This window comes from Flavobacterium sp. MMS24-S5, from assembly GCF_050320125.1.
Taxonomy (GTDB): domain Bacteria; phylum Bacteroidota; class Bacteroidia; order Flavobacteriales; family Flavobacteriaceae; genus Flavobacterium; species Flavobacterium tyrosinilyticum.
In genome coordinates this window covers 994118-1021004 of record NZ_CP190016.1, presented here as the reverse complement: position 1 = coordinate 1021004, position 26887 = coordinate 994118, and the positions used below count along the sequence as shown (strand labels likewise).

Annotated in this window: 14 protein-coding genes and 5 pseudogenes; 15 read left to right on the top strand and 4 right to left on the bottom strand. The window is 33.6% G+C overall.

Annotated elements, in window-relative coordinates:
• The first annotated feature begins 132 nt into the window (after positions 1-132).
• From ACPWTF_RS04350 to ACPWTF_RS04320, 7 genes and pseudogenes are all read left to right on the top strand, one after another.
• Positions 133-3198 carry a SusC/RagA family TonB-linked outer membrane protein gene (locus tag ACPWTF_RS04350; protein WP_427874571.1) on the top strand — a complete coding sequence of 1022 codons (3066 nt, stop codon included), beginning with the start codon at positions 133-135 and terminating at the stop codon, positions 3196-3198.
• A 10-nt stretch (positions 3199-3208) separates the two neighbouring features.
• Positions 3209-3382: a hypothetical protein gene (locus ACPWTF_RS04345; RefSeq protein WP_427874570.1), complete on the top strand. Its 174-nt coding sequence runs from the start codon at positions 3209-3211 to the stop codon at positions 3380-3382.
• Positions 3367-4784: pseudogene (locus tag ACPWTF_RS04340) on the top strand (SusD/RagB family nutrient-binding outer membrane lipoprotein). Before ACPWTF_RS04345 ends, ACPWTF_RS04340 begins: the two are co-directional and overlap by 16 nt.
• Positions 4785-4889: 105 nt before the next feature.
• Positions 4890-6827: a glucosamine-6-phosphate deaminase gene (nagB, locus tag ACPWTF_RS04335; RefSeq protein ID WP_250836718.1), complete on the top strand. Its 1938-nt coding sequence runs from the start codon at positions 4890-4892 to the stop codon at positions 6825-6827.
• A 153-nt stretch (positions 6828-6980) separates the two neighbouring features.
• Positions 6981-9048 (top strand): annotated as a pseudogene (locus ACPWTF_RS04330) (beta-N-acetylhexosaminidase).
• Positions 9049-9517: 469 nt separating this feature from the next.
• A pseudogene (gene chiA, locus ACPWTF_RS04325) lies at positions 9518-14256 on the top strand (T9SS-translocated chitinase ChiA).
• 375 nt (positions 14257-14631) lie between these two features.
• The gene (locus ACPWTF_RS04320; RefSeq protein WP_427874569.1) at positions 14632-15432 is read left to right on the top strand and encodes a TlpA family protein disulfide reductase; all 801 of its coding nucleotides are present in this window, start codon (positions 14632-14634) and stop codon (positions 15430-15432) included.
• 89 nt (positions 15433-15521) lie between these two features.
• On the opposite strand, the gene ACPWTF_RS04315 is transcribed toward ACPWTF_RS04320, so the two are convergent.
• Entirely contained in the window at positions 15522-16496 is a 975-nt protein-coding gene (locus ACPWTF_RS04315; protein WP_427871829.1) for an integrase core domain-containing protein, read from the bottom strand.
• Positions 16497-16816: 320 nt separating this feature from the next.
• Here ACPWTF_RS04315 and ACPWTF_RS04310 point away from each other — a divergent pair, with 320 nt between their 5' ends.
• A complete protein-coding gene (locus tag ACPWTF_RS04310) occupies positions 16817-18436 on the top strand; it encodes an ABC-F family ATP-binding cassette domain-containing protein (RefSeq protein WP_427874568.1) in 1620 nt (539 codons plus the stop codon).
• A 202-nt stretch (positions 18437-18638) separates the two neighbouring features.
• On the opposite strand, the gene ACPWTF_RS04305 is transcribed toward ACPWTF_RS04310, so the two are convergent.
• The 3 genes from ACPWTF_RS04305 to ACPWTF_RS04295 all read right to left on the bottom strand — a co-directional run bounded on the left by ACPWTF_RS04305 (position 18639) and on the right by ACPWTF_RS04295 (position 21154).
• The gene (locus ACPWTF_RS04305) at positions 18639-18812 is read right to left on the bottom strand and encodes a hypothetical protein (protein ID WP_008468862.1); all 174 of its coding nucleotides are present in this window, start codon (positions 18810-18812) and stop codon (positions 18639-18641) included.
• Between the two features lie 520 nt (positions 18813-19332).
• Positions 19333-19962, bottom strand: a complete 630-nt coding sequence (locus tag ACPWTF_RS04300) for a hypothetical protein (protein ID WP_427874567.1) — start codon at positions 19960-19962, stop codon at positions 19333-19335.
• 13 nt (positions 19963-19975) lie between these two features.
• The gene (locus ACPWTF_RS04295; protein WP_427874566.1) at positions 19976-21154 is read right to left on the bottom strand and encodes a hypothetical protein; all 1179 of its coding nucleotides are present in this window, start codon (positions 21152-21154) and stop codon (positions 19976-19978) included.
• Positions 21155-21329: 175 nt separating this feature from the next.
• Between ACPWTF_RS04295 and pyrR the strand changes: the two genes are divergently transcribed.
• The 7 genes and pseudogenes from pyrR (at position 21330) to ACPWTF_RS04260 (ending at position 26754) form a co-directional block, all read left to right on the top strand.
• Positions 21330-21869: a bifunctional pyr operon transcriptional regulator/uracil phosphoribosyltransferase PyrR gene (pyrR, locus tag ACPWTF_RS04290; protein ID WP_012026512.1), complete on the top strand. Its 540-nt coding sequence runs from the start codon at positions 21330-21332 to the stop codon at positions 21867-21869.
• Positions 21870-21978: 109 nt separating this feature from the next.
• A pseudogene (locus ACPWTF_RS04285) lies at positions 21979-22904 on the top strand (aspartate carbamoyltransferase catalytic subunit).
• Positions 22905-23163: 259 nt separating this feature from the next.
• Entirely contained in the window at positions 23164-23496 is a 333-nt protein-coding gene (locus tag ACPWTF_RS04280) for a ribonuclease Z (protein WP_427874565.1), read from the top strand.
• Positions 23497-23591: 95 nt separating this feature from the next.
• A pseudogene (locus tag ACPWTF_RS04275) lies at positions 23592-24498 on the top strand (ribonuclease Z).
• Positions 24499-24757: 259 nt separating this feature from the next.
• Positions 24758-25402, top strand: a complete 645-nt coding sequence (gene pdxH / locus ACPWTF_RS04270) for a pyridoxamine 5'-phosphate oxidase (protein WP_427874563.1) — start codon at positions 24758-24760, stop codon at positions 25400-25402.
• Between the two features lie 184 nt (positions 25403-25586).
• Positions 25587-26093: a CAP domain-containing protein gene (locus ACPWTF_RS04265; RefSeq protein WP_320491998.1), complete on the top strand. Its 507-nt coding sequence runs from the start codon at positions 25587-25589 to the stop codon at positions 26091-26093.
• Positions 26094-26226: 133 nt separating this feature from the next.
• Complete coding sequence (locus ACPWTF_RS04260; protein WP_427874562.1) at positions 26227-26754, top strand: SMI1/KNR4 family protein; 528 nt, start codon at positions 26227-26229, stop codon at positions 26752-26754.
• Positions 26755-26887: the final 133 nt, after the last annotated feature.

Here is a 26887-nt window from a genome sequence, read left to right as displayed (position 1 = left end):
AACGTTTTCGTAAAGCGTATTATTGAATGTTTTATGTCGTTCGTTTAAATTTTATTGCTGTTGGTTTAATTTATTTTTTTTAACAATGCCTTAAGAATAATTTTACATCATAACTAACAAAATAAAATAAACATGAAAAAAATTTTCTTAATCTTTATGATTGTTTTTACGGCGCAAGTTTCACTTGCACAAGTAAAAAATGTCAAGGGTGTGATTACAGATTCTGATGGTATGCCATTACCTGGAGCTTCTGTTGCTGTACAAGGAGGTCAAAAAGGAACTACTACCGATTTTGACGGATTGTACACTATTGAAGTTCAAAAAGGTCAAAGTTTAGTTTTTACTTACGTAGGACTAGAGACTCAAACAATAGTTGTAGGAGATGCTGCTACAATTAATGTGAAGATGGTTCAAGCGGCTTCAAATGCATTAAATGAGGTTGTAGTAACTTCTTTAGGTGTTAAGAAAACAAGAAAATCTTTGACTTATGCAGCTCAAGAGCTTAAAGGAGAAGAGTTGACTCGTGTAAAAGATGCCAACGTTATTAATACTATTGCAGGTAAAATTGCGGGTGTTGCTGTAACAAAAAGTTCTGGAGGTACTGGAGGATCTACAAAAGTTGTAATTCGTGGTAACTCTTCGATCATGAATAGCCAGCCACTTTACGTTATTGATGGTATTCCTATGTATAATGGTACTTCAAATCAGCAAGGTAATACAAATGCGTCAAATGATTCATTTGGTAGCACTGCTGGAGGAAACCGTGACGGAGGAGATGTTATTTCTTTGATTAATCCAGACGATTACGAAGGAATGACTGTACTTAAAGGTGCAGCAGCTTCTGTTTTATACGGATCTCAAGGAGCAAATGGGGTTATTTTATTATCTTCTAAAAAAGTTAAAGAAAATACAGGAAATTTAGCTGTTTCTTCTGTTACTACTTTTGAATCTGTTCATTCATTACCAGAATTTCAGTATGAATATGGAACAGCGGATGCACAAAAATCTTGGGGAGGAAAAGTACAATCGAATGATTTTGTAAAAGACTTCTTTAACACAGGAGTTACTCAAATTACTTCTGCTGCTTTTACAACGGGATCTGATATTTCTTCAACAAGTATATCTTATGCTAATACTACAGCTTCAGGAGTTATTGAAGGTAATGGCTTAAAGAAAAACAATTTTGGAATCCGTCAGACGGGTAAATTTTTCAACAATAAATTAACTGTTTCTGCTGATGCAAAATATACATCGCAAACGATTAATAACAGACCTGTAAACGGACTTTACTCAAACCCATTAACGGGAGTTTATTTGTTCCAAAGAGGAAATGACTTTAATTATTACAAAGATAATTTCGAAACATTTATTCCTTCTAGAAACCTATACGGCCAAAACTTTTACAGCGCACCAAATGCTGATATTTATGTTCAGAATCCTTATTGGTTAATTAACAGAAATAAATCTGTTGATAAAGATAATTTCTTCAACGGAAATTTAGCTTTAGAATACAAAGCAAACAATTGGTTAAGCATTGCTGCAAGATATAGCTATAATAGAGTTGAAAATGATTATGATAAAAAGATTTATGCTACGACCAATACTTCTTTATCTAATATAAACGGTAGATATATAAACGTTGCTAATTTAAGCACACAGCGTTATGGAGATTTGATTGCTAAAATTAATACTAATTTCAACGAAGATTTTAGCTTTAATGCTATCGTAGGAGCAAGTATCAATAATACATTAGCAAATCAACAGACTACGTTAGATTCTGGTATTGTTGGCGGGCTTGTAAATGCTAACTTGTTTACTTTGGGGAATTTTGCAAGTGCAAGTGGTTTAGATAACTTAAGCCTTCAGGCTACAGGTTCTTCAAGAGAGGTTCAATCAATTTTTGCTTCTGCAACTTTTGGTTATAAAAACATGTTATACTTAGATGTTACAGGACGTAATGATTGGTCTTCTACTTTAGTAAATACTGATACTTCATCTTATTTTTATCCATCTGTAGGGGTTACTGCTCTTATTAGTGAAATGGCAACAATGCCAGAATGGATTAACTTCGGAAAAGTGAGAGGAACTTATGCTCAAGTGGGTAATGACGTTTCTGCTTTTGTGACTTCTCCAAAATCGACTATTCAAGGTGGTAATATTATTCCTCCTGTAGTAGGCCCAAGACCAGGTGAAGGATTGAAACCTGAATTGAAATCAGAATTTGAATTTGGTACTGAATGGAGAATGTTCAACAATAGATTAGGTTTTGAAATTTCTTACTACAACTCAGAAACTAAAAATCAATACATTCAAGTTCCGGCTCCGGCAACAAACCCTTACGGTTATACTTTCTACGGAATAAATGCTGGTAGTATAGAAAATAAAGGACTTGAAATTGTTGTTAGCGGTAAAATTATTGAGGGGCAAAAATTTTCATGGGAAACTATGGTAAATTATTCTCACAATAAAAATAAAGTAAAAGAAATTCCAGAAGAATTAGGAGGTAAAATTCCATTAACTCCTGTAAATAACATTAACTACAGATACTCTTTAACAGAAGGAAGACCATTTGGTGTGATTGAAGGAAAAGGTATTGTTAGAAATGATAATGGAGAAATTGTTTTAGATGATAAAGGAAATTTAGCAGTTGAAGCTGATTTCCATGAAGTTGGTAATGCAAACCCTGATTTTATGTTAGGTTGGTCAAACACATTCAAATTTGGTTCTTTTACAGCTAACTTCTTGATCGATGGTCGTTTTGGAGGAGATGTAATGAGTATTACTGAAGGTATGAATGATTTTTATGGGGTATCAAAAAGATCTGCAGATGCTAGAAATGCTGGTGGTGTTGCTGTAAATGCAGTTATGCCTGATGGTACCAAAGTGACTAAAATAGATGCTCAAAAATACTATGAAGCTGTAGGTGGTCTTAACGGTGCTACTGCTGAGTATGTTTATGATGCAACAAATGTAAGTTTAAGAGAGGTTTCGCTTGGATATACCTTCAATAAAAAAGCAATTCCATTTGTTAATACAGCAACTTTATCATTAATCGCAAGAAACTTATTCTTCTTTTATAAAGATGCACCATTCAATCCAAACATTGCTTTAAGTACAGGTCAGGGCTTGCAAGGTGTTGATATTTATGGTTTACCATCAACAAGAAGTATTGGTCTTAATTTAAATGTAACTTTCTAATTAAAACATCATGAAAACAAATAATATAAAAAAATCACTAGTTGGTCTTAGTCTTTTGGCCTTAGTTGGTTGTACATCGAATTTTGACGAGATTAATAGTAATCCTGATGGTTTTACACAAGAAGAACTAACGCAAGACTTTAATCATATTAAAGGCACTTTACTACAATGTTTGACAATGTGATGGTAAATGTGCCAGGGTGGAAGTATCAGGTGGCTATTGACTTATCTGGTAATACTTGGGGAGGTTATACTACAGCACCAGGTTTTGACGGTAATAATAACCTTTCTTATGCACTTTCTGACAACTGGAACCTTTGGGGATGGGAAGCTATCTATACACAGGTTATGGCAAATTACTTAAAAGTTGAAGCTGCATCTAAAGGAAAATATGATGAGTTTTATGCTTTAGCAACTATAGTAAAAGTACAGACTTTGCATAAAGCAGCAGATTCATGGGACCAATAGTTTATTCTAAATTAGGTACTACAGATGCAGCAATTGGTTATGATTCTCAAGAAGAAGCTTATGGCCTAATGTTTAAAGATTTAGATTTTGCTGTTGCGGAATTAACAAAAAGAATTGATGCAGGAGAAGTAAGTTCTTTTACAAAAATCGATCGTTCGACTTATAAAGGAGACTATACAAAATGGGTTAGATATGCAAATTCTTTACGTTTAAGATTAGCAATGCGTATTGTAAAAGCAAATCCAACATTAGCTAAAGCGGAAGCTGAAAAAGCTGTTAGCCAAAAATTTGGTGTAATGACAGTAAATGCAGACAGCTTTATTGTGAATAAAGATGTTTCGCAACACCCACTTAGAGTTGCTGCTTACGAATATAATGATAGCCGTATGTCTGCAGATATGGAGTCTATCATGGGAGGTTACAATGATCCTAGAATAAGTGTTTATTTTAAAACTTCAGAAGAGTTTCCTGGAGAATATAAAGGAATCCGTACAGGTGGTATTCTTGGTGATAAGTCAAAACACATTAATTTTTCGAATTTTGGTAAGATAATAGATGAAGACAAACAAGTTGTTTGGTTAAATGCAGCTGAGATTTACTTCTTAAGAGCAGAAGGAGCTTTAAGAGGTTGGAATATGGGCGGTGACGCTGCAACATTCTACAAAGCAGGTATTACGGCTTCTTTTGAACAGCTTTCTGTAGGTGGTGCTGCTGATTATATTGCAAATAATGTAAAAACAGCTAAAGATTATGTAGATCCAGTTGCTCCATTCAATAGTGGTTTAGCGGTGAATAAAGTAACTGTTGCTTGGGATGATGCTGCAAGCAACGAAGTAAAATTACAAAAAATCATTACTCAAAAATGGATTGCTAATTTCCCTGACGGTATGGAAGCTTGGGCTGAACACCGTAGAACAGGTTACCCAAAATTATTACCAATTCTTAACAACCAAAGTGCTGGTGCAATTACAACTGAATATGGTGTAAGAAGAATCAACTTTGTTTCAACTGAAAAAGACGGAAACCCAGAAGGTCTTAAAACAGGTATTGCAAAACTTAACGGTCCTGACAATGGTGGAACAAGAACTTGGTGGGATGTTAACGCTCCAAATTTCTAAAAAAAAAGAGAATATTAAGTTTGGTTAGTAGTATGGTATAGATGGCGAAAGCGATCTATACCATTCTTAAAACCAAAATGGTAATTACTACAAAAAAGAAAAGAAATGAAAAGTGCTTTAGAAATAAAACCTGATATTAGTTACAAAAGCGCGGGAAAATTTGAAGAAACTCGATTTGAGAAAATTCATATTGAAATCTTTAAAGGCTCGATTGATGCTTCTGTAATTGTAGCCCAGGAAATTGCGCAGCTAATTAGGTCTAAGCAGGAGAAAAATAAATCTTGTGTTTTAGGTCTGGCAACAGGTTCTTCTCCTATTAAAGTTTATGAGGAACTAGTGAGAATGCACAGAGAAGAAGGACTTAGTTTTAGCAATGTTATCACCTTTAATTTGGACGAATATTATCCAATGACTAAGGAGAACAATCAGAGCTATCATTATTTCATGCATGAGCATCTTTTTAATCACATTGATATCAAACCTGAAAATATAAATATTCCTGACGGTACAGTAGCAATTGAAGAAATCAATCAATATTGTATCGATTATGAAATGAATATTAAAAATGCAGGTGGACTTGATTTTCAATTGCTTGGAATTGGTAGAACGGGTCACGTTGGATTTAACGAGCCAGGTTCGCATATCAATTCAGGAACAAGAATTATTACCTTAGATCACATCACTAGAGTCGATGCTTCATCTGCTTTTAATGGCATAGATAATGTGCCGAAACGTGCCATAACAATGGGGGTTTCAACCATCATGAGGTCAAAACGTATTGTTTTGATGGCTTGGGGGCAAAATAAAGCAGACATTATAAAAAGAACAGTTCAAGGCGATATCAGTTCAGAAATTCCAGCAACATTTTTGCAGAATCATCCAAACGCAACTTTTGTTTTAGATCAGTCAGCAGCTTCAGAGTTAACCCGTTTCAAAACGCCTTGGTTAGTTGGAGAATGTCTTTGGACTCCTGAATTAAAAAGTAAAGCGATTGTTTGGTTATGTCAAAAAACAAAACAATCTATTCTGAAATTGACAGACCGTGATTATAACAATAACGGAATGTCTGATCTTTTGGCTCAAGAAGGTTCTGCTTATGATATGAATATTAATATGTTCAATATTTTGCAGCACACTATTACCGGATGGCCAGGAGGAAAACCAAACACAGATGATTCATTTCGTCCAGAAAGGGCAAATCCGGCAAAAAAGAGAATTATTCTTTTTAGTCCGCACCCAGACGATGATGTGATTTCTATGGGAGGAACATTTTCGAAGTTAATCAAACAAGGACACGATGTTCACGTAGTGTACCAGACCTCTGGAAATATTGCGGTTTCAGATGATGAAGCTTTAAAATTTGCAGAAGTTGCCAGCGATTTTATCGGAAATGAAAAATCAGATATCAATTTCAAATCAGTAATCGAATTTCTAAATAATAAATCTGAAAATCAGATCGATTCTTTGGAAGTGCGAAAATTAAAAGGATTGATTAGAAGAAGAGAATCTTACGGAGCAACAAGATATATTGGACTGAAAGATGAAAATACACACTTTTTAGATCTTCCTTTTTATGAAACGGGGCAAGTTAAAAAGAATCCGTTAGGGCCAGAAGATATTGCTATTGTAAAAAATATTATTGCAAAAATAAAACCACATCAAGTTTTTGCTGCTGGAGATCTTGCCGATCCGCACGGAACACATGAGGTTTGTTTAAATGCCATTTTTGCCGCTCTAAAAGAACTTAAACCAGAACCGTACATGGATGACTGCTGGTTATGGCTTTATAGAGGAGCTTGGCACGAGTGGGATATTCACGAAATTGATATGGCAGTTCCATTAAGCCCATCAGAGGTTTTGTTGAAACGTCATGCTATTTTACACCATCAGTCTCAAAAAGACAGGGTGATGTTTCAAGGTAATGACTCTCGTGAATTTTGGGTTAGGGCAGAAGATCGAAATAAAAATACAGCCATTTTGTATGATGAATTAGGTTTGGCTGAATATGAAGCGATCGAAGCTTTTAAACGTTTTGATTACTAAAAATTTTTTCCGATTCATTTTAGAATGAATCAAATAGCAAAATTCAGATTGATCTCATAGCAAAGTGAGGTAAAAGCTGAAATCATTCTGAGTTTTGTTTTTTTTATAAATTTAGGATACTTATAAAAAGCTATCCAACCAAAAAAAAGAAAAATGAAATATCTATTTGTACTATTATTTGCAGGTTTAACAGCAGGTGCTCAAGTCCAGAAGGAGCAGCTAAATCTTATGCCTTGGCCTCAGAATGTTGTTATTAATGAAGGTAATTTTAATTTAACTAAAAATTTTAAAGTAAACATTACAGGAAATCCAAATACTAGAATATTTGGAGGAGTAACTCGTTTTTTGCGCCGCTTAGATGGTAGAACAGGTATATTTTTCGAACAAGGTTTTATTGAAAAACTAAATGAAGTTCCAAATGCAGAATTGCAGATCAATTGCACTAAAAGCGGTAAAATTGGTTTGTACGAAGACGAAAGTTATCATTTAGATATTACTTCTAATAAAATAACAATAAACGCTTCAAGCGATTTAGGAGCTTTACATGGTTTGGAGACATTGTTGCAGATGCTTCAAAACAACTCAAAATCTTTTTATTTTCCAGTTTCAAAAATTTCAGATTTCCCAAGATTTACATGGAGAGGTTTAATGATTGATGTTTCAAGACATTTTCAGCCAATTGACGTAATTAAAAGAAATATTGATGCATTGGCAGCTGTGAAAATGAATGTTTTTCACTGGCATTTGGTTGATGATCAAGGTTGGAGAATCGAAATGAAAAAACATCCAAAGTTTACTCAATTAGCTTCGGATGGAATGTATTATACACAAGAGGAAATTAAAAATATCGTAAAATATGCAGATGAGCGCGGTATTTTAATTGTTCCAGAAATAGATGTTCCAGGTCACGGATCTGCAATTTTAACGGCTTATCCAGAAATTGGCAGTAAAGTAATCACGCTGACAGGAGGAACATCCGAAAAAAATATTCAAGGTACAGCAATTGCTACCTATGGAATTGAAAGAAATGCGGGTATTTTTTCGCCAACATTAGATCCTTCAAATCCTAAAACATATCAATTATTAAGTGAAGTTTTTGATGAGGTTTGTCCATTATTTCCTGGCGCTTATTTCCACATTGGAGGAGATGAAAACGAAGGAAAAGATTGGGATGCAAATCCGAAGATTCAAGAATTCAAAAAGAAGCATAATTTAAAAACCAACCACGAATTGCAAACTTATTTTACCATGCAATTGGCACCGATGTTAAAAAAGCACGGAAAGCAATTAATGGGTTGGGAAGAAATCTTGACAAAAGATTTATCTAAAGAAGCTATTGTACATTCTTGGAGAGGTGCCAAATGAAGGAATGCCAGCAGGACAATCTTTAGTAGATGCAGTTAAAAAAGGATACAAAACCGTTCTTTCAAATGGCTATTATATCGATTTAATGTACCCAATAGCAAGCCATTATTTAAATGATCCGATGCCAAAAGGAGCTAATTTAACCAGCGATGAAAAAGCAAGAATCTTGGGTGGAGAAGCTACAATGTGGACAGAATTGGCTACACCAACCACGATAGATTCTCGAGTTTGGCCAAGAACAGCTGCTATTGCTGAAAGATTGTGGTCTGCGGAAGATGTAGTGGATGTAGAAAATATGCGCAAACGTTTAGAGCAGATCTCTTTCAGATTAGAAGAATTAGGCATTACGCACATTCGTAACAAAGATGTTATTTTAAGAAATATTGCCAACAATCAAAACATTCAGTCGCTTGAAGAATTTTCTAAAGTTAGTGAGCCTTTAAAAGGATATACTCGTAACAAAGGAGGAACAGAGTACCAGATGTATTCTCCGTTTACCTTGTTTGCAGATGCATGCGGACCAGACGCAAAAGATGCACTTGCGTTTGATGCTGCAGTAGATCAATATTTAACAAATAAATCGGCTGATAATAAAGCAAAAGTAACAGCATTTTTTAATAAATGGATTGCTGTAAATAAAGACTTAACAGCGCTAAGTGCCAATGCGCCATTAGTGCAGCCAATTTTGCCTTTGTCAAAAAAATTAAGTGATGCATCGCAAGAATTATTGCTTGTATTAGATAATAAATCGACTTTAAAACCAGCAGATTTAAAAAGTCTAATAGAGCAATGCAATACAAAAGATCATGCTGACGTAGAATTGTCAGTTTATGAGAGTTTAAAGAAACTAATATAAATTTTGGTTGAGTTAGTGTTTTAGAGTTACATTAATCAGGCTTTTAATTATCTCTGCCGGAGTTCCACGGTAGAGATAGTTATAGCCAAGATTTCAGAAGTAAACACCACTTAACTTAATTCAATATTAAAAATATAAGCCATGAGACTAGTATTAACCTTTAAAACCAAATAGAAGAATTAGAATACCACAAAACATGACAAAAAACGAGAGTATAGATTGATGATTAGTCCCAAATTTATCATTTGTATTTAAGATTAATTTTTAGAATTATAAATAAATATCGATCACTGCTATTTACTAATGATTATGAATGAATCAGTAATAGTAATATTTATCTATAGAATGTAATTTGAGTTTATTTCCAATCGACCGCGGGGTTCCAATCTGCAGTTGAGCGAAACCCAGAAGATTTTAAAAGCTTCTGTGGCCCAATTATTTATTTTCTATTAACTAATATTTATTAACTATGAAACATTATTACAGATTGCTCTTTTTGTTATTGTTTCCCTTACTAGCGTTGGCTCAACCAGCTCACGGAAAAAAAGTAGTGGGGTATTATGCGCAATGGTCTATCTATGCTAGGGATTTTAATGTTCCTAAAATTGACGGAAGTAAAATAACGCATTTAAATTATTCTTTTTATGGCACAACTTATGATCCTGCCCATCCAGAGAATACCAAGTTAAAATGTTTAGACACTTATGCTGATTATGAGCATATGGAAGGCGGCATTCCGTGGGATGCTCCAGTAAAAGGAAACTTCTATGATTTAATGAAATTAAAAGAAAAGTATCCGCATTTAAAAATTTTAATTTCTGTTGGAGGCTGGACAAAAGGACAAGATCTTTCTCCAATTGCTGCAAGTCCTGTAGCAAGAGCAGCTTTAGCAGCAGATATGGCAAACTTTATTACTACGTATCCTTTTATCGACGGTTTTGATATCGATTGGGAATATCCTCTTTCGGGTGGGACTGACGGTACAGAAATAGTAAATGGTGCGCCTGTTCCTCCGCAAAAATACAGTCCAGACGACAATAAAAATTTAGTGCTTTTATTGAAAGCAATGCGTCAGGCAATGCCAAATAAATTGGTTACCATTGCTGCTGGAAACAATGTTAGAAACGTTGCTAAACAGTATTTAAGGGCCAAACAACAGAGCGCAGTATGGCATGAGCGAAGATATTTCGACTTACTGTGATTATATTACCTATTTCGGATATGATTTTGGAGGAAATTGGTATGATAAAACCTGCTATAATGCTCCTTTATATGCAAGCGGGAACACTAATGATCCGTTGTATGGCGCAACGCAATCAGAATCATTAGACGAATTAACCAATCAATATCTAAACGTAATTGGTTTTCCTGCGAATAAATTAATCATGGGATTGCCTTTCTACGGAAAAAAATTCGATAACGTTGCTGCAAATTCAACAAACGGATTATTTGTTTCAGCACCAAGATATATCGTTCCTGGATGTACAAATCCTCAAAATCCAACCGGTACATGGGATGGTTCGGGAGCTTGTGAAAAATCTGGAAGTATCGAAATCTGTGATTTAGTTGGAAATCCAGTTACCAATTCGCATGCTTATTTAGATCCAAACACGATGATGGTAACGCCATCTGCGGCTTCGGCAGGATGGGTTCGTTATTTTGATAATACTACAAAAGTTCCTTATTTATATAATGCTACTAGAAAAGAGTTTATTTCTTATGAAGATAAACAGTCAATGGACTTAAAAGTGCAGTATATAAAATCGAAAAACTTAGCAGGAGGTATGATTTGGGAATTATCTCAAGATACCAGAGGTGCAATTCCGAATTCATTATTAAACCAAGTGGATGCTTCTTTCGGCAGTGTTGTTCCAGGAACAGTAAGTATTTCTGGTTCTGTAAAAAACGGATCGACTTTGGTTACCAATGTTACTGTCGAATTGCGTAATGCATCTAATGTCGTTATCCAGACAGTAGTTTCTCAAACAGGAAACTTTGCATTCAATAATTTAACTTCAGGACAAAACTATTCGCTTACAGCTTTAAAGGCGAGTTATACCTTTGTTCCAGTATCGTTAAACAATGTAACGGTAAATCAGACGGCAGTTGTAATTAATGGAACACAGCCAACTTATACTGTAAGCGGAACAATTGTAGACGGAAGTGGTCCAGTTTCTGGTGTAACTGTTTCAGCAGTTTCAGGAAGCACAACTTTAACAGCAGTTTCAAATGCAAGTGGGGCTTACAGCGTTGCAGGTTTAACAGCAGGTTTAAACTTCACAGTTACAGCTTCAAAATCTGGATTTTCTTATACTCCAGCTTCAACAGTTTACAATGCAATTGATGCCAACAAGACGTTGAATTTCACTCAAGGTGCGGCAGTTGTAACGTACACCGTAAGCGGAACAGTTCTTAACGGAAGTACTGCAGTTTCTGGCGTAACCGTTACGGCAGCTTCTACAGCAGGAAATGTTACGGCAACAACTAATTCAACTGGGTCATATTCATTGACTTTAGCTTCTGGCGGAAATTATACTGTAACTGCAGCTTTGACTGGGCAAACTTTTACGCCAGTGTCGACAGTTTATTCTAATTTGAATGCCAATAAAACATTAAACTTTGCTCAGGATGTTGTAACGACTTCAAGTAAAATTAGCGGAACAGTTAAAAACGGAACAACGCCAGTTTCAGGAGCCAAAGTAGAATTGGTTTTACCTTGGACAGATAATGCACATCCGTGGAAAAGTGTTTTGGCAACAACAGATGCACAAGGAAAATACAGTTTTGATAATTCTGTTATAGACGGTTATACAACCATTACAAGTTTAAAACTAAATACTTGGTCAAACGGAGAGGTAAATTATTATCCAAATAATCTAGCCAACTTTGCAGTTCCTGCAAGTCCAACAACGTACAACTTCAATACAAGTGCAACGGCTAGAGTAGCATTAGCGGCAGCTACAAACTTAATTAGCGGAACGGTGAAAAACGGTTCAACGCCTGTAGCAAATGCAAAAGTGGAAATTGTTTTACCATGGACAGATAACACCCACAACTGGAAAAGCGTTCTGGCAACAACAGATGCATCAGGAAATTACGCTTTTGATGATTCAGTTGTAGCGGGGTATACACAAATTTTAAGCTTGAAATTAAATTCATGGCAAAATGGAGAAGTAGCTTATTATCCAAATAATCTAGCAAACTTCGCCGTTCCAACAGCGCCAACAGTTTATAATTTCAATACACAAACAACAGTTGTGACTAAGCCAGTAGTTGCTATTACAGCACCAACAGCTTCGGCGATTGCTATAAATTTAGGTTCAGCAATTAATTTTGTTGCAAGTGTAGGATTAAGTGCTACAGATGCCACTACAATTTCATCTGTTGTATTTAGTTTAGACGGACAAAGCATAAGCGCTACCAATTCTTCAGGAACTTATACAGCGGTTTGGACACCAGTAGCAAATCAGTTTGGAGTTTCTCATACGCTAACCGTTACGGCTACGGCTTCAAACGGAACAACAGATTCAAAAACCTATAGTTTTACATTAAATTGTTCAGGTGCAAACTGTCCAAATTCATTGCCTGTAATCACTTGGAATTCACCATCAAATACTACGGTATACCAAAGCTCTTTCCAAGTTGTGCCAATTTCAGTTACAGCTGTCGATAGTGACGGATCAGTTTCTGGTGTTACGATTACCATAAACGGAGGCACTTTTAACATGACAGCAGGTACAAATAATACTTATACGTATAATTTTACGCCAACTGCTTATCAAGATTATCCAATTGTAATTAAAGCAACCGATAATAAAGCTGCTGTAACTACATTAAACAATACTATTAAAATTGCTACAATAAGTGGTAATAGATTTATTCCGCTTCCATCTAAAATTATTTTAGGATATGCACATTCTTGGGAAAATACTGCAGCTCCATTTTTATATTTTTCTCAAATGGTCGGAAGTAAATTTAACGTAGTGGATTATTCTTTCGTAGAAACAGTGAATCGCGATGGTTATACACCAATATTAACCACAAACGATGCGAGATATTTGACCAATGGCGTTTTCAATAAGCAATTGTTGAAAAACGATATAAAAGCCTTAAGAGATAGCGGTGTTCCTGTTATTGTTTCTATTGGAGGTCAAAATGGTCATGTTGTTTTAGACAATGTAACTCAGAAAAATATTTTTGTTAATGGTCTAAAAGCAATCATCGACGAGTATCAGTTTGATGGAGTTGATATTGATTTTGAAGGTGGATCGATGAATTTTAGTGCAGGAGGTTTAAGAGATATCTCTTACGCTGGTATTTCGGCTTATCCAAGATTGAAAAACGTGGTAGATGCTTTCAAAGAATTAAAAGCCTACTATGGCCCTGGATTTTTATTGACTGCAGCTCCAGAAACACAATATGTACAAGGAGGATATACTACTTATACAGATACTTTTGGTTCTTTCTTGCCAATTATTCAAAACTTACGCAACGAATTGGATTTGCTAGCAGTACAATTGTATAATACAGGAGGAGAAAACGGATTAGACGGTCAATATTATGGTACGGCTAAAAAAGCCAACATGGTTACAGCCTTGACTGATATGATCATAAAAGGGTATAACATTGCTTCAACAGGAATGCATTTTGATGGATTGCCAGCTTCAAAAGTTCTTATTGCATTACCAGCTTGTCCGAGTGCAGCAGGTAGCGGTTATTTAACTCCGACAGAAGGAATTAATGCTATGGATTATTTAAGAAATGGAACCAATTTCTCAGGAAGAACCTACACAATGCAGCCAGGATGGGCCATATCCTTCTTTAAGAGGTTTAATGACTTGGTCTGTAAACTGGGATGCCTCTTCTTGTGGTAATTCATCTGAATTATCTAAAGCATATGCAGCTTATTTTGCATCTCAAGCCACAGCAAAAACATTAATTTTAGAAGATATTAAGCCTGAGAGTAATGCGACTGTTGCCTATTTTAGAAACAATACTTTATCGGTATCTAATGAAACAGAAGACATTGTTCAAGTTGATGTATTCAATACAATAGGACAAACTGTTACAAGTTCTAGAAATATTCAAAACAACAAAGAAGTATTGCTTCATAGTCCAAGTTTTGCTAGTAGACAAATTTTTGTCGTGATCGTAACAGATAAATCTGGACACAAAAAGTCATTGAAAGTAATGAACTTTTTAAACTAAAAAAGAATTGAAAATTTAGAAATAAAAAACGGGACGGTTAAAATTGAGTTTGGTTATTTATGTTTTAATCTATTTTATTTCTAAAAAATGCCACTTTAGGTAATTTGTTATTTGGTTTTTGCCTAAAGATGCGCATTATGAACCTGGTAGTTTTACTGCCAGGTTTTTTTTATATGACTTTCGATAAATGGACTAATAACTCAATATAGTACACGGATGAGGCGGATTTACTTCGTAAAGAAGCGGATAAAAAACGGATTTTTTTTACTTATTTTTTTAGATAGATTAATAAAAAATCTGCTAAATCTGCAAGAAACCCTTTGCGAACTTTGCGCATACCTTTGCGTCTTTGCGGTTAAAAAACTTTCACTATTTTTGAGATCAAATACAATTGTTTCAGAATCCATGCAGAAATTCATTAGCTTAATTGCACTACTCTTTATTTTTACAATAAGTACAGCTCAAAATAAATTCGGAAACCCAGAAGCTGATCCTTTACAAATTCAGAAAACGTACGAGCAATGGTCGGTTTATAATAAAGGAATTATGCTTTCGAGAGATTTCACTGCACTTGATTCATCTTCAAAAGAAATCTCAAAAGAAGCTTTTTTAGATCAGCTGGCAAATGGAAATTTCATTCCAGTTCGATTGAAATCAGAAGCGAATATGTATGTTTATAAACTATTCAAAATTCAGCCAAAAACAGATTCAAGCATAAAAGCCACCATCAATCAAATTGGTTTTGATGCTTATAAAAATTATAAAATGGAAGGAACCGCTTTTCCGCAATTCTCCTTTAAAGATTTAGACGGAAATTTGGTAACGAACGAATCCATGAAAGGAAAAATCATTGTAATCAAATGCTGGTACATTCACTGTACGCCTTGCATTAGAGAATTTCCTCAGGTAAATAAATTGGTTGAAGAATACAAAGATCGAAACGATATTGTTTTTATGAGTTTAGCCGAAGATTCAGCAGAACAATTAAAAACATTTTTAGCTAGAAAACCATTGTCTTATTCTGTAATTCCAGATATGAAGGAATATATGAATAATGTTTTACAGCTGAACTCTTTTCCAACACATTTTATAATCAACAAAGAAGGAATGATTGCTAAAGTGCTTCCTAATTTTGAGAGTCTTGAAGTGGCTTTGGCTAAAGAAAGTAAATTGTAAGTTTTAATTAATCTCGCAAAGTCGCGAAGTCGCGAAGTTTTTTTTAACCAAAAATTAACGATCCAGTTTGTCATTTCTGTAAAAGTTACTTATTTCGGTAACGGATTTATCATTTCAATTGGCTTTTTTCCATCAATTCCCTGATGTGGTCTTTCATGATTGTAATAATATAAATATTGCAACAGTTCCTCTTTTAGTTCTTCTTGAGAATCAAAGTCAGTATCTCGTAATAAATCCTCTTCCAGAGTTCTCCAAAATCGCTCTACTTTACCATTTGTCTGCGGACGGTAAGGTCTGGTGTATCTGTGTACGATCCCAAGTTCCATAAGCATTCTTTCAAAAGGATGCTGATTTTTTACCTTGCTTGTTTTAATTCCAAATTCAGCTCCATTGTCAGATAATAACTCTTCAAATTTTATTTCATAATGGCTGCTTAGAATATTTAAGCATTTTAATGAAGCAAACATTACGGTTAAACTGGTTATATCGGGAACCAATTCTGCCCAGGCAATCCGGCTGTAATCATCAATTACACAGACTAAATACAGTTTTTTGTTTTCTCCGCGAATTATGCTTTTACTTAAGTAATGGCAATCAATATGACCCAGCTGTCCCATTCTTTCTTTGATTATTTTCTGATGATTCTTTTTAATCTTCGGAGTTAATCTATTTATTTTATGCCGTTTTAAAATATTATAAACTCCAGAATATGATGGTGTATGTTTTCCTAATTTGGGATTTAAGATACTAACAATTTCATATTTGTTGTTTCCTTTTTCTCTTAATTCAACTACTTTTTGCTCTATAAAAGGCAAAGGGCGCCTGGTTTTATATTTTGGACCTCGCTTTTGAGGCAATAAATCTACAGCCTTACCACTTTGCTTATAGCGGTTATAATACTTTAAAAAACTTTTTCGGCAGGTATCATTTGCTGTGTAAAAATCCATTGCTTTTTTATGCACTGGATGAGTCTTGTTTTTTACCTGCTCGTATTCTCTTATTAAAAAACGATATTTCTCTAAATAGTTTCTCTCTAATGTCGAATCCTGACTGTTATTTCTCATCGCAACAAAATTTATTAAAGTTAAATTTTGTTACCGAATTATCTAACCTTTACAATTTCGAGGAACGAGAAATCTCCACAAGTAGCTGGACAAAGATTGACAATTATAGACGAAGGTTTACTTCGTCTATTCGCTATCGCTCGGGTCTTCTTCGCCGATATGACAAGATTACGTAGTAATCAATTTGGTGAAACAAAACTCTGCGCCTTTGCGCCTTTGCGAGAAACCCATCACAAGCATAAAAACCTTAGCACCTTACTATCTTTGCAACTTAGAACCTTTTTCACTACTTTTGCACCAAATTAATTAAAAAGACATTCATGTTAACAGTCAATAATTTATCAGTTCAATTTGGCAAACGAATTTTGTTTGACGAAGTAAATACCACATTCACTCACGGAAATATTTACGGCGTTATTGGAGCCAATGGTGCTGGAAAATCTACATTTCTAAAAATTATTTCAGGCGATATGGACCCAACTTCAGGGCATATTCATTTAGAACCGGGAAAACGTATGTCGGTTTTAAACCAGAACCACAACATGTTCGATGAGCATACTGTTTTGGAAACCGTTTTAATGGGAAATAAAGTTCTGTACGCTGTTAAAAAAGAAATGGATGAACTTTATTTAGATTATAATGATGCTAATGCAGACAGAATAGGGGAGTTGCAAGTTCAGTTTGAAGAAATGAATGGATGGAATGCCGATTCTGATGCTGCGTCTATGTTGTCTAACTTAGGAATCACAGAAGCAGATCATTATACTTTAATGGCAGATATGGAAGGAAAGATGAAAGTACGTGTGCTTTTGGCGCAGGCACTTTTTGGAAATCCAGATGTATTGATTATGGATGAGCCTACCAACGATTTGGATTTCGAGACAATCGCTTGGTTAGAAAACTTCTTGGCAAACTACGAAAACACTGTAATTGTTGTATCTCACGACCGTCACTTTTTGGATGCGGTTTGTACACATATTTCTGATATTGATTTCGGAAAAATCAATCACTACTCAGGAAACTATACGTTCTGGTACGAGTCTAGCCAATTAGCGGCAAAACAACGTGCACAGCAAAACAAGAAAGCAGAAGAGAAGAAACAAGAGTTGGAAGAATTTATTCGTCGTTTTAGTGCAAACGTTGCGAAATCGAAACAAGCTACTTCTCGTAAAAAAATGATTTCGAAATTAAATATTTCTGAAATCAAACCTTCTAGCCGTCGTTATCCTGCGATTATCTTCGATCAGGATCGTGAAGCGGGAGATCAGATTTTGAATGTAGAAAACTTAGCGGCTTCTGTAGACGGAGAAGTTTTATTTAAAGACATTAACTTGAATATGGCAAAAGGCGATAAAATCGTTCTTTTCTCTAAAGATTCACGTGCTACAACTGCTTTCTATGAAATCTTAAACAACGAACAAAAAGCAGATGCTGGAACTTTCGATTGGGGAATTACAACCAATCAAGCGTATTTACCAGCTGAAAACCACAAATATTTCGAAAACGACTTAACTTTAGTTGACTGGTTACGTCAGTACGCTAAAACAGAAGAAGAGCGTGATGAGGTTTTCATTAGAGGTTTTTTAGGGAAAATGATTTTCTCTGGAGAAGAAGCTCTTAAAACGTCTAGAGTTTTGTCTGGAGGAGAAAAAGTACGTTGTATGTTGTCTAGAATGATGATGGAGCGTGCTAACGTTTTAATGCTTGATGAGCCAACAAACCACTTAGATTTGGAGTCTATTACAGCTTTCAATAACTCATTGAAAAACTTTAAAGGTTCTGTAATCTTCACAACGCATGACCACGAGTTCGCGCAAACTGTTGGTAACAGAATCGTAGAATTGACACCAAACGGAGTTATCGATCGTTACATGACATTTGACGAATATCTTGATGATGAAAAAATTCAAGAACAAAGAAAGAAGATGTACAATCTTTAATTTTTGAAATTCCAATATATTAAAAATCCCAAATTCCAAATTAGACTGGAGTTTGGGATTTTTTTATGTTTAAAAATATAGCCACTAATTGCACGAATTTCCACGAATTAAATTTGTGCTAATTTGTGTAATTCGTGGCAAAAAAAAACAATCCCAGCTATAAAAATTGGAATTTGGGATTTTTAATTTGTTTATTTTACTACTATTTACTGCCGAACATTTTAGCGAAAATCCAGATAATAATCGCAATAATAAAAATTACGATAAAAATCCCGAATCCCATTCCGGCTTTAAAAATGTCTCCAATAACTTCACAGCTTGTAAATGAAAACAGTATTACGAATACCATTAACAATCTTAGTATTTTATTTTGCATGATTCTGATATTTTAAATTGATACTTAAAATTACTTCAGGAATCAGCGAAATGTGTTATAGAATTTTTTGGAAATGTTTTAGGATTTGGAGTTTGTAATTTTTATTTCTAAAGTGACAAGTCCAATAATTACTGCTATTTCTGCTAGAAAGTAAATAATCCCAAAGATAGAAACGCTTTCATAATTGTAGATTAAAATGCCGAATGTTAAAAGACAATAAAGAATGTTCGCCGTACAAATTATTTTTAAAAACGATTTCCAATTTTGCTTGATTAAAAAATAACAACTTATTGAATAAACGAAAAAAGTAAATGCAATAATTGCAAGATATTCAAAAACTTCTTTTGATAAACCGAAAAAATCATTGAAAATTCTAAGTATAAAAAAGAGTAGGATGGAAGTAAGTAAAGCTCCAAAGCTATCTACTATAAATATTTTTTTTGGTTTAGTTAGAAGATTTTGAAGCATTTGTTTTTATTAGATTATTATTTTATAAATCAGAGAATGTAATGTGATTTTTTCAAGATAGTTCTAAATTCCTGGTTTCCATCATTAAGGTGCTGTCATCATGAAATTCTAATTTTTTGGATTTTGGATTTATTTTTACATAAATAGTATGATGTGGTTTTTGAGATAAATCTTTTATTTTATCTGATAATTGATCATTAGGATAATTTTGATAATGATCCAAAAGATAGTTAGACAATTCATCAACAGCATTTTCCCAATCATCTAGTTCTAAATCATTATCAAACAAAAGTTTAATTAGTCTTTTTGTTTTTGTTTCTGCTAAAATTGAAACAGAAAGTGATTGGTTGTATTTTTTAGATAATTTTTTTGTCGATTTACTCGCTGAAATTAGTTTGACTTGAGTTTCTTTTCCTCTTTCTAACATTCTCTTACAAGCATTTTTTAAGAGCTGATAATGGTCTTTGCCTGCTTCTTGGAGGAAAGATTCAAAGTAAGGTTTAAGAATATAAGTTGCAAAGAAGGTAGGTATAATCCATTCCAATGCTGCATAAGTCTCAACTCCTTGCTTTTCAATATGAATTTTTAAGTTTTGTCTTTCAATCTCAGAGATATCATCATCAATAATTTCTTTAGAGAAGAGTTCAGGATAAGTAAATACTAAGTGTGGATTTTCAGTCATTTCTTTTTTGGTTTTATATATTCATTAAATTTTTTATATCTGTGAAAGATTTAATTAATTCTTTTATAAGAGTTTCGTAAACTTGAAAATGAGTAGAATCATTATTTAAATGTAATCGTTCTTTGCAAAAATTATAGCGTGAGTCAAAGCTACTATCGCTAAAATGTCCTTGAAGTTGACGTAAATCACTTAATACATATAGAGATGATAATATTGATTTAATCTCGTAGTTATCATTTTGATGAAATTCCAATAGAAATTTTTCAAGAGTTTTTAAAGAACCTAGACTATTTATTTCTTTTGACTTAAATTTTTCTATCAGTTTTCTTTTTAATAAATCAGTTTGAATATTTTCAATTATTAATTTATTTAAACTAATATAGGCATTGAAAATTTGTTCCTTTTCCTCTAGGATTGGAGGTTTGTAATATTCGAAATAATCTTCAATATGTATTTTTGTTAATTTAATTTCATATTTGTCATAAAAAACTTCATCTACTTCATTCTTAATAATGAATAATTGTGTTTCATTGTCTGAAGCCTGAAACATATCACTTGGGGAGAAGGGATTTTGGCTTAAATAAAATTTAGAGAATATATCATGATCAGATTTTACATTGCTTGCTTGGAATCTTTTCAAATGTGGCAACATGCTTTCATCTTTAAAATCTTCATTTAAATCGCCAAGCCATTTAAATATTTTACCATTTCGATTAATTCCGAAACCCCAGTTGAATAAAGGCTTTCCTTGATAATAAATATTACAACTGGAAAATGAGCCAAATTTGACACTATAGTTTGGGTGATTATTATAATAAAGGAGAATATCTTTATCGAAAAAAACGGGCGTTAAATAGCCGTCATCTTCATCTCGAAATAATCCTGGTATTAAATAGTAGTCTTCAGAAGAATATATAAGATTTAAGTGATTATATCTGGGGAATTTCTTGTTTTCATATTTGAAAACTATATCAAGCATTTCTCCATCTTCCATTTCTTCAAAATCTTTTTCAGTCATTTGGTCGTAATATTCTTTTTCATACAATGGCTTTTTATGACCACATGTTGGGCAAATAAAAAAAGGAATATTTATGTCTAATTGTTTATTTTTTTCTTTTTTATATCGTACCCAAAAGATTTCTAATTTTTTAAAATCGCTACATTCGGGACATTTCAGTGGATGTTTGCTCATTAGTGTTGAAGGTTTAGATAGAGTAAATATACAAAACAAAAAATCGCATTTTAATATGATTTTTTTTAATATTTTGGATTTTAGTTTTTCAATAAAAAAATATTTTCCCTCTCCAACACCTCAACAAATAAAATCAGATTCCTTATATTTGCGCAACCAAACATTATAATTACTTATGAGTCAAAAAGTATTACTTAATTCGAAAGAAGTTACTATCATACTCCATCGTTTGGCTTGTCAGTTAATCGAAAAACATCTAGATTTCTCTAATACAATTTTGGTTGGAATTCAGCCAAGAGGTGTTTTTTTAGCTGAACGTTTAAAACAAATATTAGAAAACGAATATAAGGTTCCTGAAATTTCGTTAGGATACTTGGATATCACTTTTTTTAGAGATGATTTCCGTCGTACTGATAAACCGCTTGAAGCCAATAAGACCCAAATCAATTTTATAGTCGAAGACAAAAAGGTCATTTTTATCGATGACGTTTTGTTTACAGGAAGAAGCATTCGTTCTGCCTTAACTGCCATTCAATCTTTCGGAAGACCTTCGGAAATCGAATTGTTAGTTTTAATAGACAGACGTTTCAGCCGTCATTTGCCAATTCAGCCCGATTATAGAGGCCGTCAGGTAGATGCTATTAATGGTGAAAAAGTAATTGTAAGCTGGAAAGAAAATGATGGTGAAGATGTTGTTCACTTAGTTACGAATTAAGTTTAATCGGTTAACCGGTTAATTGTTTAATCGGTAATAACACCGATTAAGCGATTTGACAAAAAAAAACGATTAAACAATTCAACGATTAAACAAATAAACAATACAAATGAAAGAATTAAGCGTAAATCATTTATTAGGAATAAAATATATCAACGAGAATGATATTAACCTGATTTTTGAAACGGCAGATCATTTTAAAGAAGTCATTAATAGACCAATTAAAAAAGTTCCTTCATTACGAGATATTACCATTGCCAATATTTTCTTCGAAAACAGTACCAGAACCAAACTCTCTTTCGAATTAGCGCAGAAACGTTTATCTGCTGATGTAATCAGTTTTTCTGCAGCTCAGTCATCGGTTAAAAAAGGTGAGACTTTGATTGATACTGTAAACAATATCCTTTCGATGAAAGTGGATATGGTTGTAATGCGCCACTCTAATCCCGGAGCGGCTTATTTTTTATCAAAAAACGTCAAAGCAAGCATCGTAAATGCTGGAGACGGAGCGCATGAACATCCAACACAGGCTTTATTAGACAGTTATTCGATTAGAGAAAAACTAGGCGATGTAGCCGGAAAAAAAGTAGTTATTGTAGGCGATATTCTGCATTCGAGAGTTGCCTTATCCAACATATATGCTTTGCAGATGCAAGGCGCTGAAGTAAAAGTTTGCGGACCAAAAACATTGATTCCAAGATATATTGAATCGCTTGGTGTTACCGTTGAACCAAATTTACGTAAAGCTCTAGAATGGTGTGACGTTGCGAATATGCTTCGTGTACAAAATGAACGTATGGATGTGAATTTCTTCCCATCAACACGTGAGTACGCACAACAATACGGAGTAGACAAACCACTTTTGGATTCATTAGGAAAAGAAATCGTAATCATGCACCCAGGCCAATCAATAGAGGAGTAGAAATCACTTCTGAAGTGGCAGATTCTGATCATTCGGTGATCTTGAATCAGGTGGAGAATGGAGTTGCGATTAGAATGGCGGTTATTTATTTGCTGGCTTCTAAGATACAGTAGTTTTTTTTAGTGATCAGTGTTCAGTTTAGTGATCAGTCGCGGTCGCGGTTTTCAGTTTTGAAATGAGTGTCGAATTGAATGAAGTGTTTTTTAAAAACGAAATTTGCTTTGCAAACGTGGGCTTCGACTTCGCTCAGCCTGACAAACGTGAAACTTGAAACCTCAAACTTGAAACCTCAAACTTTAAACGTGAAACTTAAAACAATAAAAAAACTTACTAAATTAGCATCATAAAATACAAGCCTCACAAATTATAAAAATGAAAGTAGATCAAAAAGGACATACCGTTACGATTAAAGATACTCAAGGAGATGTAAACGCTTTCTTGGAAAAAGTGACGCAACAGTTTAAAACCTTTGAAAAACAAAATATTATAATCGATTTATCAGCTGATGTAGCAATTACAGAAAAAGATTTGAAAGCTTTTTTACCACTTTCTAAGCTTCATAAAAAAGCAAAAAAATCTTTTGTTATAGTTGCAACCGATCTTGATTTTAATGCTATTTCAGATAAATTAGCGGTGGTTCCTTCACTTTTGGAAGCTCATGATATTATCGAAATGGAAGAAATCGAAAGAGACCTGGGGTTTTAATTTTAGATTTCTGATTTTAGATTTTAGATTTTTGAATGCTAAATCTAAAATGTTTTGTCAATCTAAAATCTACATTCTAAAATCTAAAATCAAAAATGAAACTTACTATACTTGGCTGTTATGCCGCAACTCCGAGAACACTTACTAATCCGACTTCGCAGGTTCTAGAAATTAAAAACCGATTGTTTTTAATTGATTGTGGAGAGGGAACTCAAGTTCAGCTTCGAAAGAACAAGATTAAATTCTCAAAAATCAATCATATTTTTATTTCCCATCTTCACGGCGATCATTTGTATGGATTGATTGGGACGATTTCTACTTTTTCTCTTTTGGGAAGAACAACCGATTTGCATATTTATGGTCCGAAAAGGAATTAAAGAATTAATTCTTCTTCAATTAAAATTGACGGAATCTTGGACAACTTATTCTTTGTTTTTTCACGAATTAGAATCAAAAGAAAGTGAAGTTATTTTTGAAGATAAAAAGGTTATTGTAAAAACGATTCCGTTAAAGCATCGTGTTTATACCAATGGCTTTTTGTTTCAAGAAAAACCAGATGAAAGAAAACTAGATATTGAAGCAGTTCAGCGTTATGATATTCATGTGGCTTATTATCAGAAAATTAAAAATGGAAGTGATATCACACTTGATGATGGAACTGTAGTTGAGAATAAAAAATTGACTTTTGATCCGCCACCAACAAAAAGTTATGCCTTCTGTTCTGATACGGTTTACAACGAAGAGATCATTCCGATTATAGAGAATACAGATATTTTATATCACGAATCGACGTTTCTGGAATCTGAAGCAAGACTGGCAGAAAAAACCTTGCATTCTACAGCAAAAGAAGCAGCTAATATTGCATTGAAAGCCAATGTAAAACAATTAATTTTAGGTCATTATTCAACACGTTACGACGGAATTGAGCGTTTTAAAGAAGAAGCCGAAACTGTTTTCCCAAATGTGCTTTTGGGAGATGATGGACGTAGTTTTGAGTTTTAACTAAAAAAAAGATTCTAAGGTTCTAAGGTTCTGAGATGCTGAGGTACCAAGTTTGTATGTGGTTTGTTTTAGGTTTAACATTTCACGTTTGTCAGGCTGAGCGAAGTCGAAGCCCACGTTTGCAAATCAAGTTCTGTTTATAAAAGCATTTCGACTTCGCTCAGTGTGACAGTCAAATATTCAGATTCTGTCAACCTGAAACCTGAAACTTGAAACAATAATCTAAAATCTAAAAATCAACAATCTAATATCATAAGTCATGAACGATTTAAGTAATTATAGAAAATCTTACGAGAAAAGCGAATTATTAGAAAGTACTATTCCCGAAGATCCAATCAATCTTTTTAACCGATGGTTTCATGAAGTGGAAGATTTTGGCGGAAGCGGAGAGGTGAATGCTATGACGGTTTCGACAATTGGATTGGATGGTTTTCCTAAATCTCGTGTGGTTTTATTGAAGAAATTCTCTGAAGAGGGATTTATATTTTACACCAATTATAATTCGGAGAAAGGAAAAGCGATAGAAGCAAATCCAAACATTTGTTTGTCTTTTTTTTGGCAGGAAATGGAACGTCAGGTTATTATAAAAGGTATTGCACAGAAAACATCGGAGATTATTTCAGACAATTATTTTGATTCACGCCCTGACGGCAGTAAGCTTGGTGCGATTGTTTCTCATCAGAGTGAAGTGATTCCGTCAAGAACATTTTTAGAAGAAAACTTAAAAAAACTAGAAGCTGAATTTGAAGGAAAGCCAATCCCCAGACCCGAAAATTGGGGTGGCTATATTGTAACTCCATTACAAGTTGAATTTTGGCAGGGAAGACCCAACAGGCTTCATGATAGAATTCGCTACACGAGCCAATCAGATTTTTCTTGGAAAATTGAAAGATTGTCTTCTTAAAAGTAGTTTTACGTAAGAATTTTATATAATAAATAAAAAAATAAATGCATTTCATCGATTAATTTTGCACTTTAACGGTAAATTGAATACGTTTGGTATACAATAATACGAACGAATTTATTCAAAGATAAATTTAAAGGATTTGCCCCAACATTTACTTTAAACCGCTAAAATGCTGATGATTATGAAAAAGATTATGCGCACCATGTTGTTCATTGCGATTCTTGTCGCAATGAACGCATGTTCTGCTGATTCCGCTGAAGCTGGCTTGGAAACTACTACTCCAACAGAAACCCTTGTTGCAAATTACACATACAATGATACCGAAATAGAGACGATGAGATTAATAAACGAATATCGTTTGAGTATTGGTTTAAATTCTCTGGAAAGAATTAATCATATATCTTATAAATGTGAAGAGCATAACAAATATATGATTCAGAACAATGTTGTAGATCATAACGATTTTGTTGCTAGGTCTACTAATATGACTAATGTATTGGGAGCTAAAAGAGTGGGAGAGAATGTTGCTTACAACTATAAAACTCCAGAGGCCGCTGTAAGAGCTTGGCTTGATAGTCCAGGGCACAAAGAAAATATAGTTGGCGATTATACTCATTTTGGGTTATCTGTAACCACAGATCCAGCTACAGGAAAAAAATATTACACTAACATATTTGTGAAGCTTTAAAAATATATTGAACAGGTTGGTTTTTTAGAAAACGTTGTAATTCTTTGATTTGCAACGTTTTTTTTTTAGAATTTAAAATTATTTACGTATTTATTTTCTTACTTTTGCGTCGATTTTTTAAAAATGAGAAGCAATGAATGAAATAATTAAAAATTATGTAGATAGAGGAGTAGCTTTTGTAAAAAAACATCAAGAATATCTTATGTATGAAAATGATGTTGCAGAAGATATGATATATGATTTTGATTACAATATAATCAAAAATAAATCTGTAAAAATGGAAATGGTACAGAAGAATTCTAGTGAAGAACTTTTGGAAATTTTAAAATCAACTGACAAAATATGGAAGCCAATTGATAGCACAGTAACTGAAAATCAAATAACTGAAATTGAAAAACATTTCAATATAATATTTCCAAATTCTTATAGAGAATATTTAAAATATAAACACTTTTATACTATTTTTTTACATTCAGATCTTAGATTATTTCCCAAACCAAGTGATAAATGGCAAAATATATTAGTGGAGAATAATGAAGAAATGAAAGAAGTTTTATTAGAAAAAGGATATTTTGCTATCGGTAATTATAGTGATTATGGTGAAGTTTGTTTTGATTTTAGAAATTCTAAAAGAAGCAGCAATTGTTTTAATAGATTATGAAAATTTAGATACTGAAGTGTTGGCAGAAAATTTTATTAAGCTATTAGAACAAACCCTGGAATTAGAAGAGCCAGTTTTAAGAGAATTAAAACCATGGCAAAAAAAGATGTACGGGATGGAATAAATTTAATTA

Coding starts and splice junctions, on each gene's coding strand:
- ACPWTF_RS04350 (WP_427874571.1), top strand. CDS start 133: ATGAAAAAAATTTTCTTAATCTTTATGATTGTTTTTACGGCGCAAGTT.
- ACPWTF_RS04345 (WP_427874570.1), top strand. CDS start 3,209: ATGAAAACAAATAATATAAAAAAATCACTAGTTGGTCTTAGTCTTTTG.
- nagB (WP_250836718.1), top strand. CDS start 4,890: ATGAAAAGTGCTTTAGAAATAAAACCTGATATTAGTTACAAAAGCGCG.
- ACPWTF_RS04315 (WP_427871829.1), bottom strand. CDS start 16,496: ATGAGAAATAACAGTCAGGATTCGACATTAGAGAGAAACTATTTAGAG.
- ACPWTF_RS04310 (WP_427874568.1), top strand. CDS start 16,817: ATGTTAACAGTCAATAATTTATCAGTTCAATTTGGCAAACGAATTTTG.
- ACPWTF_RS04305 (WP_008468862.1), bottom strand. CDS start 18,812: ATGCAAAATAAAATACTAAGATTGTTAATGGTATTCGTAATACTGTTT.
- ACPWTF_RS04300 (WP_427874567.1), bottom strand. CDS start 19,962: ATGACTGAAAATCCACACTTAGTATTTACTTATCCTGAACTCTTCTCT.
- ACPWTF_RS04295 (WP_427874566.1), bottom strand. CDS start 21,154: ATGAGCAAACATCCACTGAAATGTCCCGAATGTAGCGATTTTAAAAAA.
- pyrR (WP_012026512.1), top strand. CDS start 21,330: ATGAGTCAAAAAGTATTACTTAATTCGAAAGAAGTTACTATCATACTC.
- ACPWTF_RS04280 (WP_427874565.1), top strand. CDS start 23,164: ATGAAAGTAGATCAAAAAGGACATACCGTTACGATTAAAGATACTCAA.
- pdxH (WP_427874563.1), top strand. CDS start 24,758: ATGAACGATTTAAGTAATTATAGAAAATCTTACGAGAAAAGCGAATTA.
- ACPWTF_RS04265 (WP_320491998.1), top strand. CDS start 25,587: ATGAAAAAGATTATGCGCACCATGTTGTTCATTGCGATTCTTGTCGCA.
- ACPWTF_RS04260 (WP_427874562.1), top strand. CDS start 26,227: ATGAATGAAATAATTAAAAATTATGTAGATAGAGGAGTAGCTTTTGTA.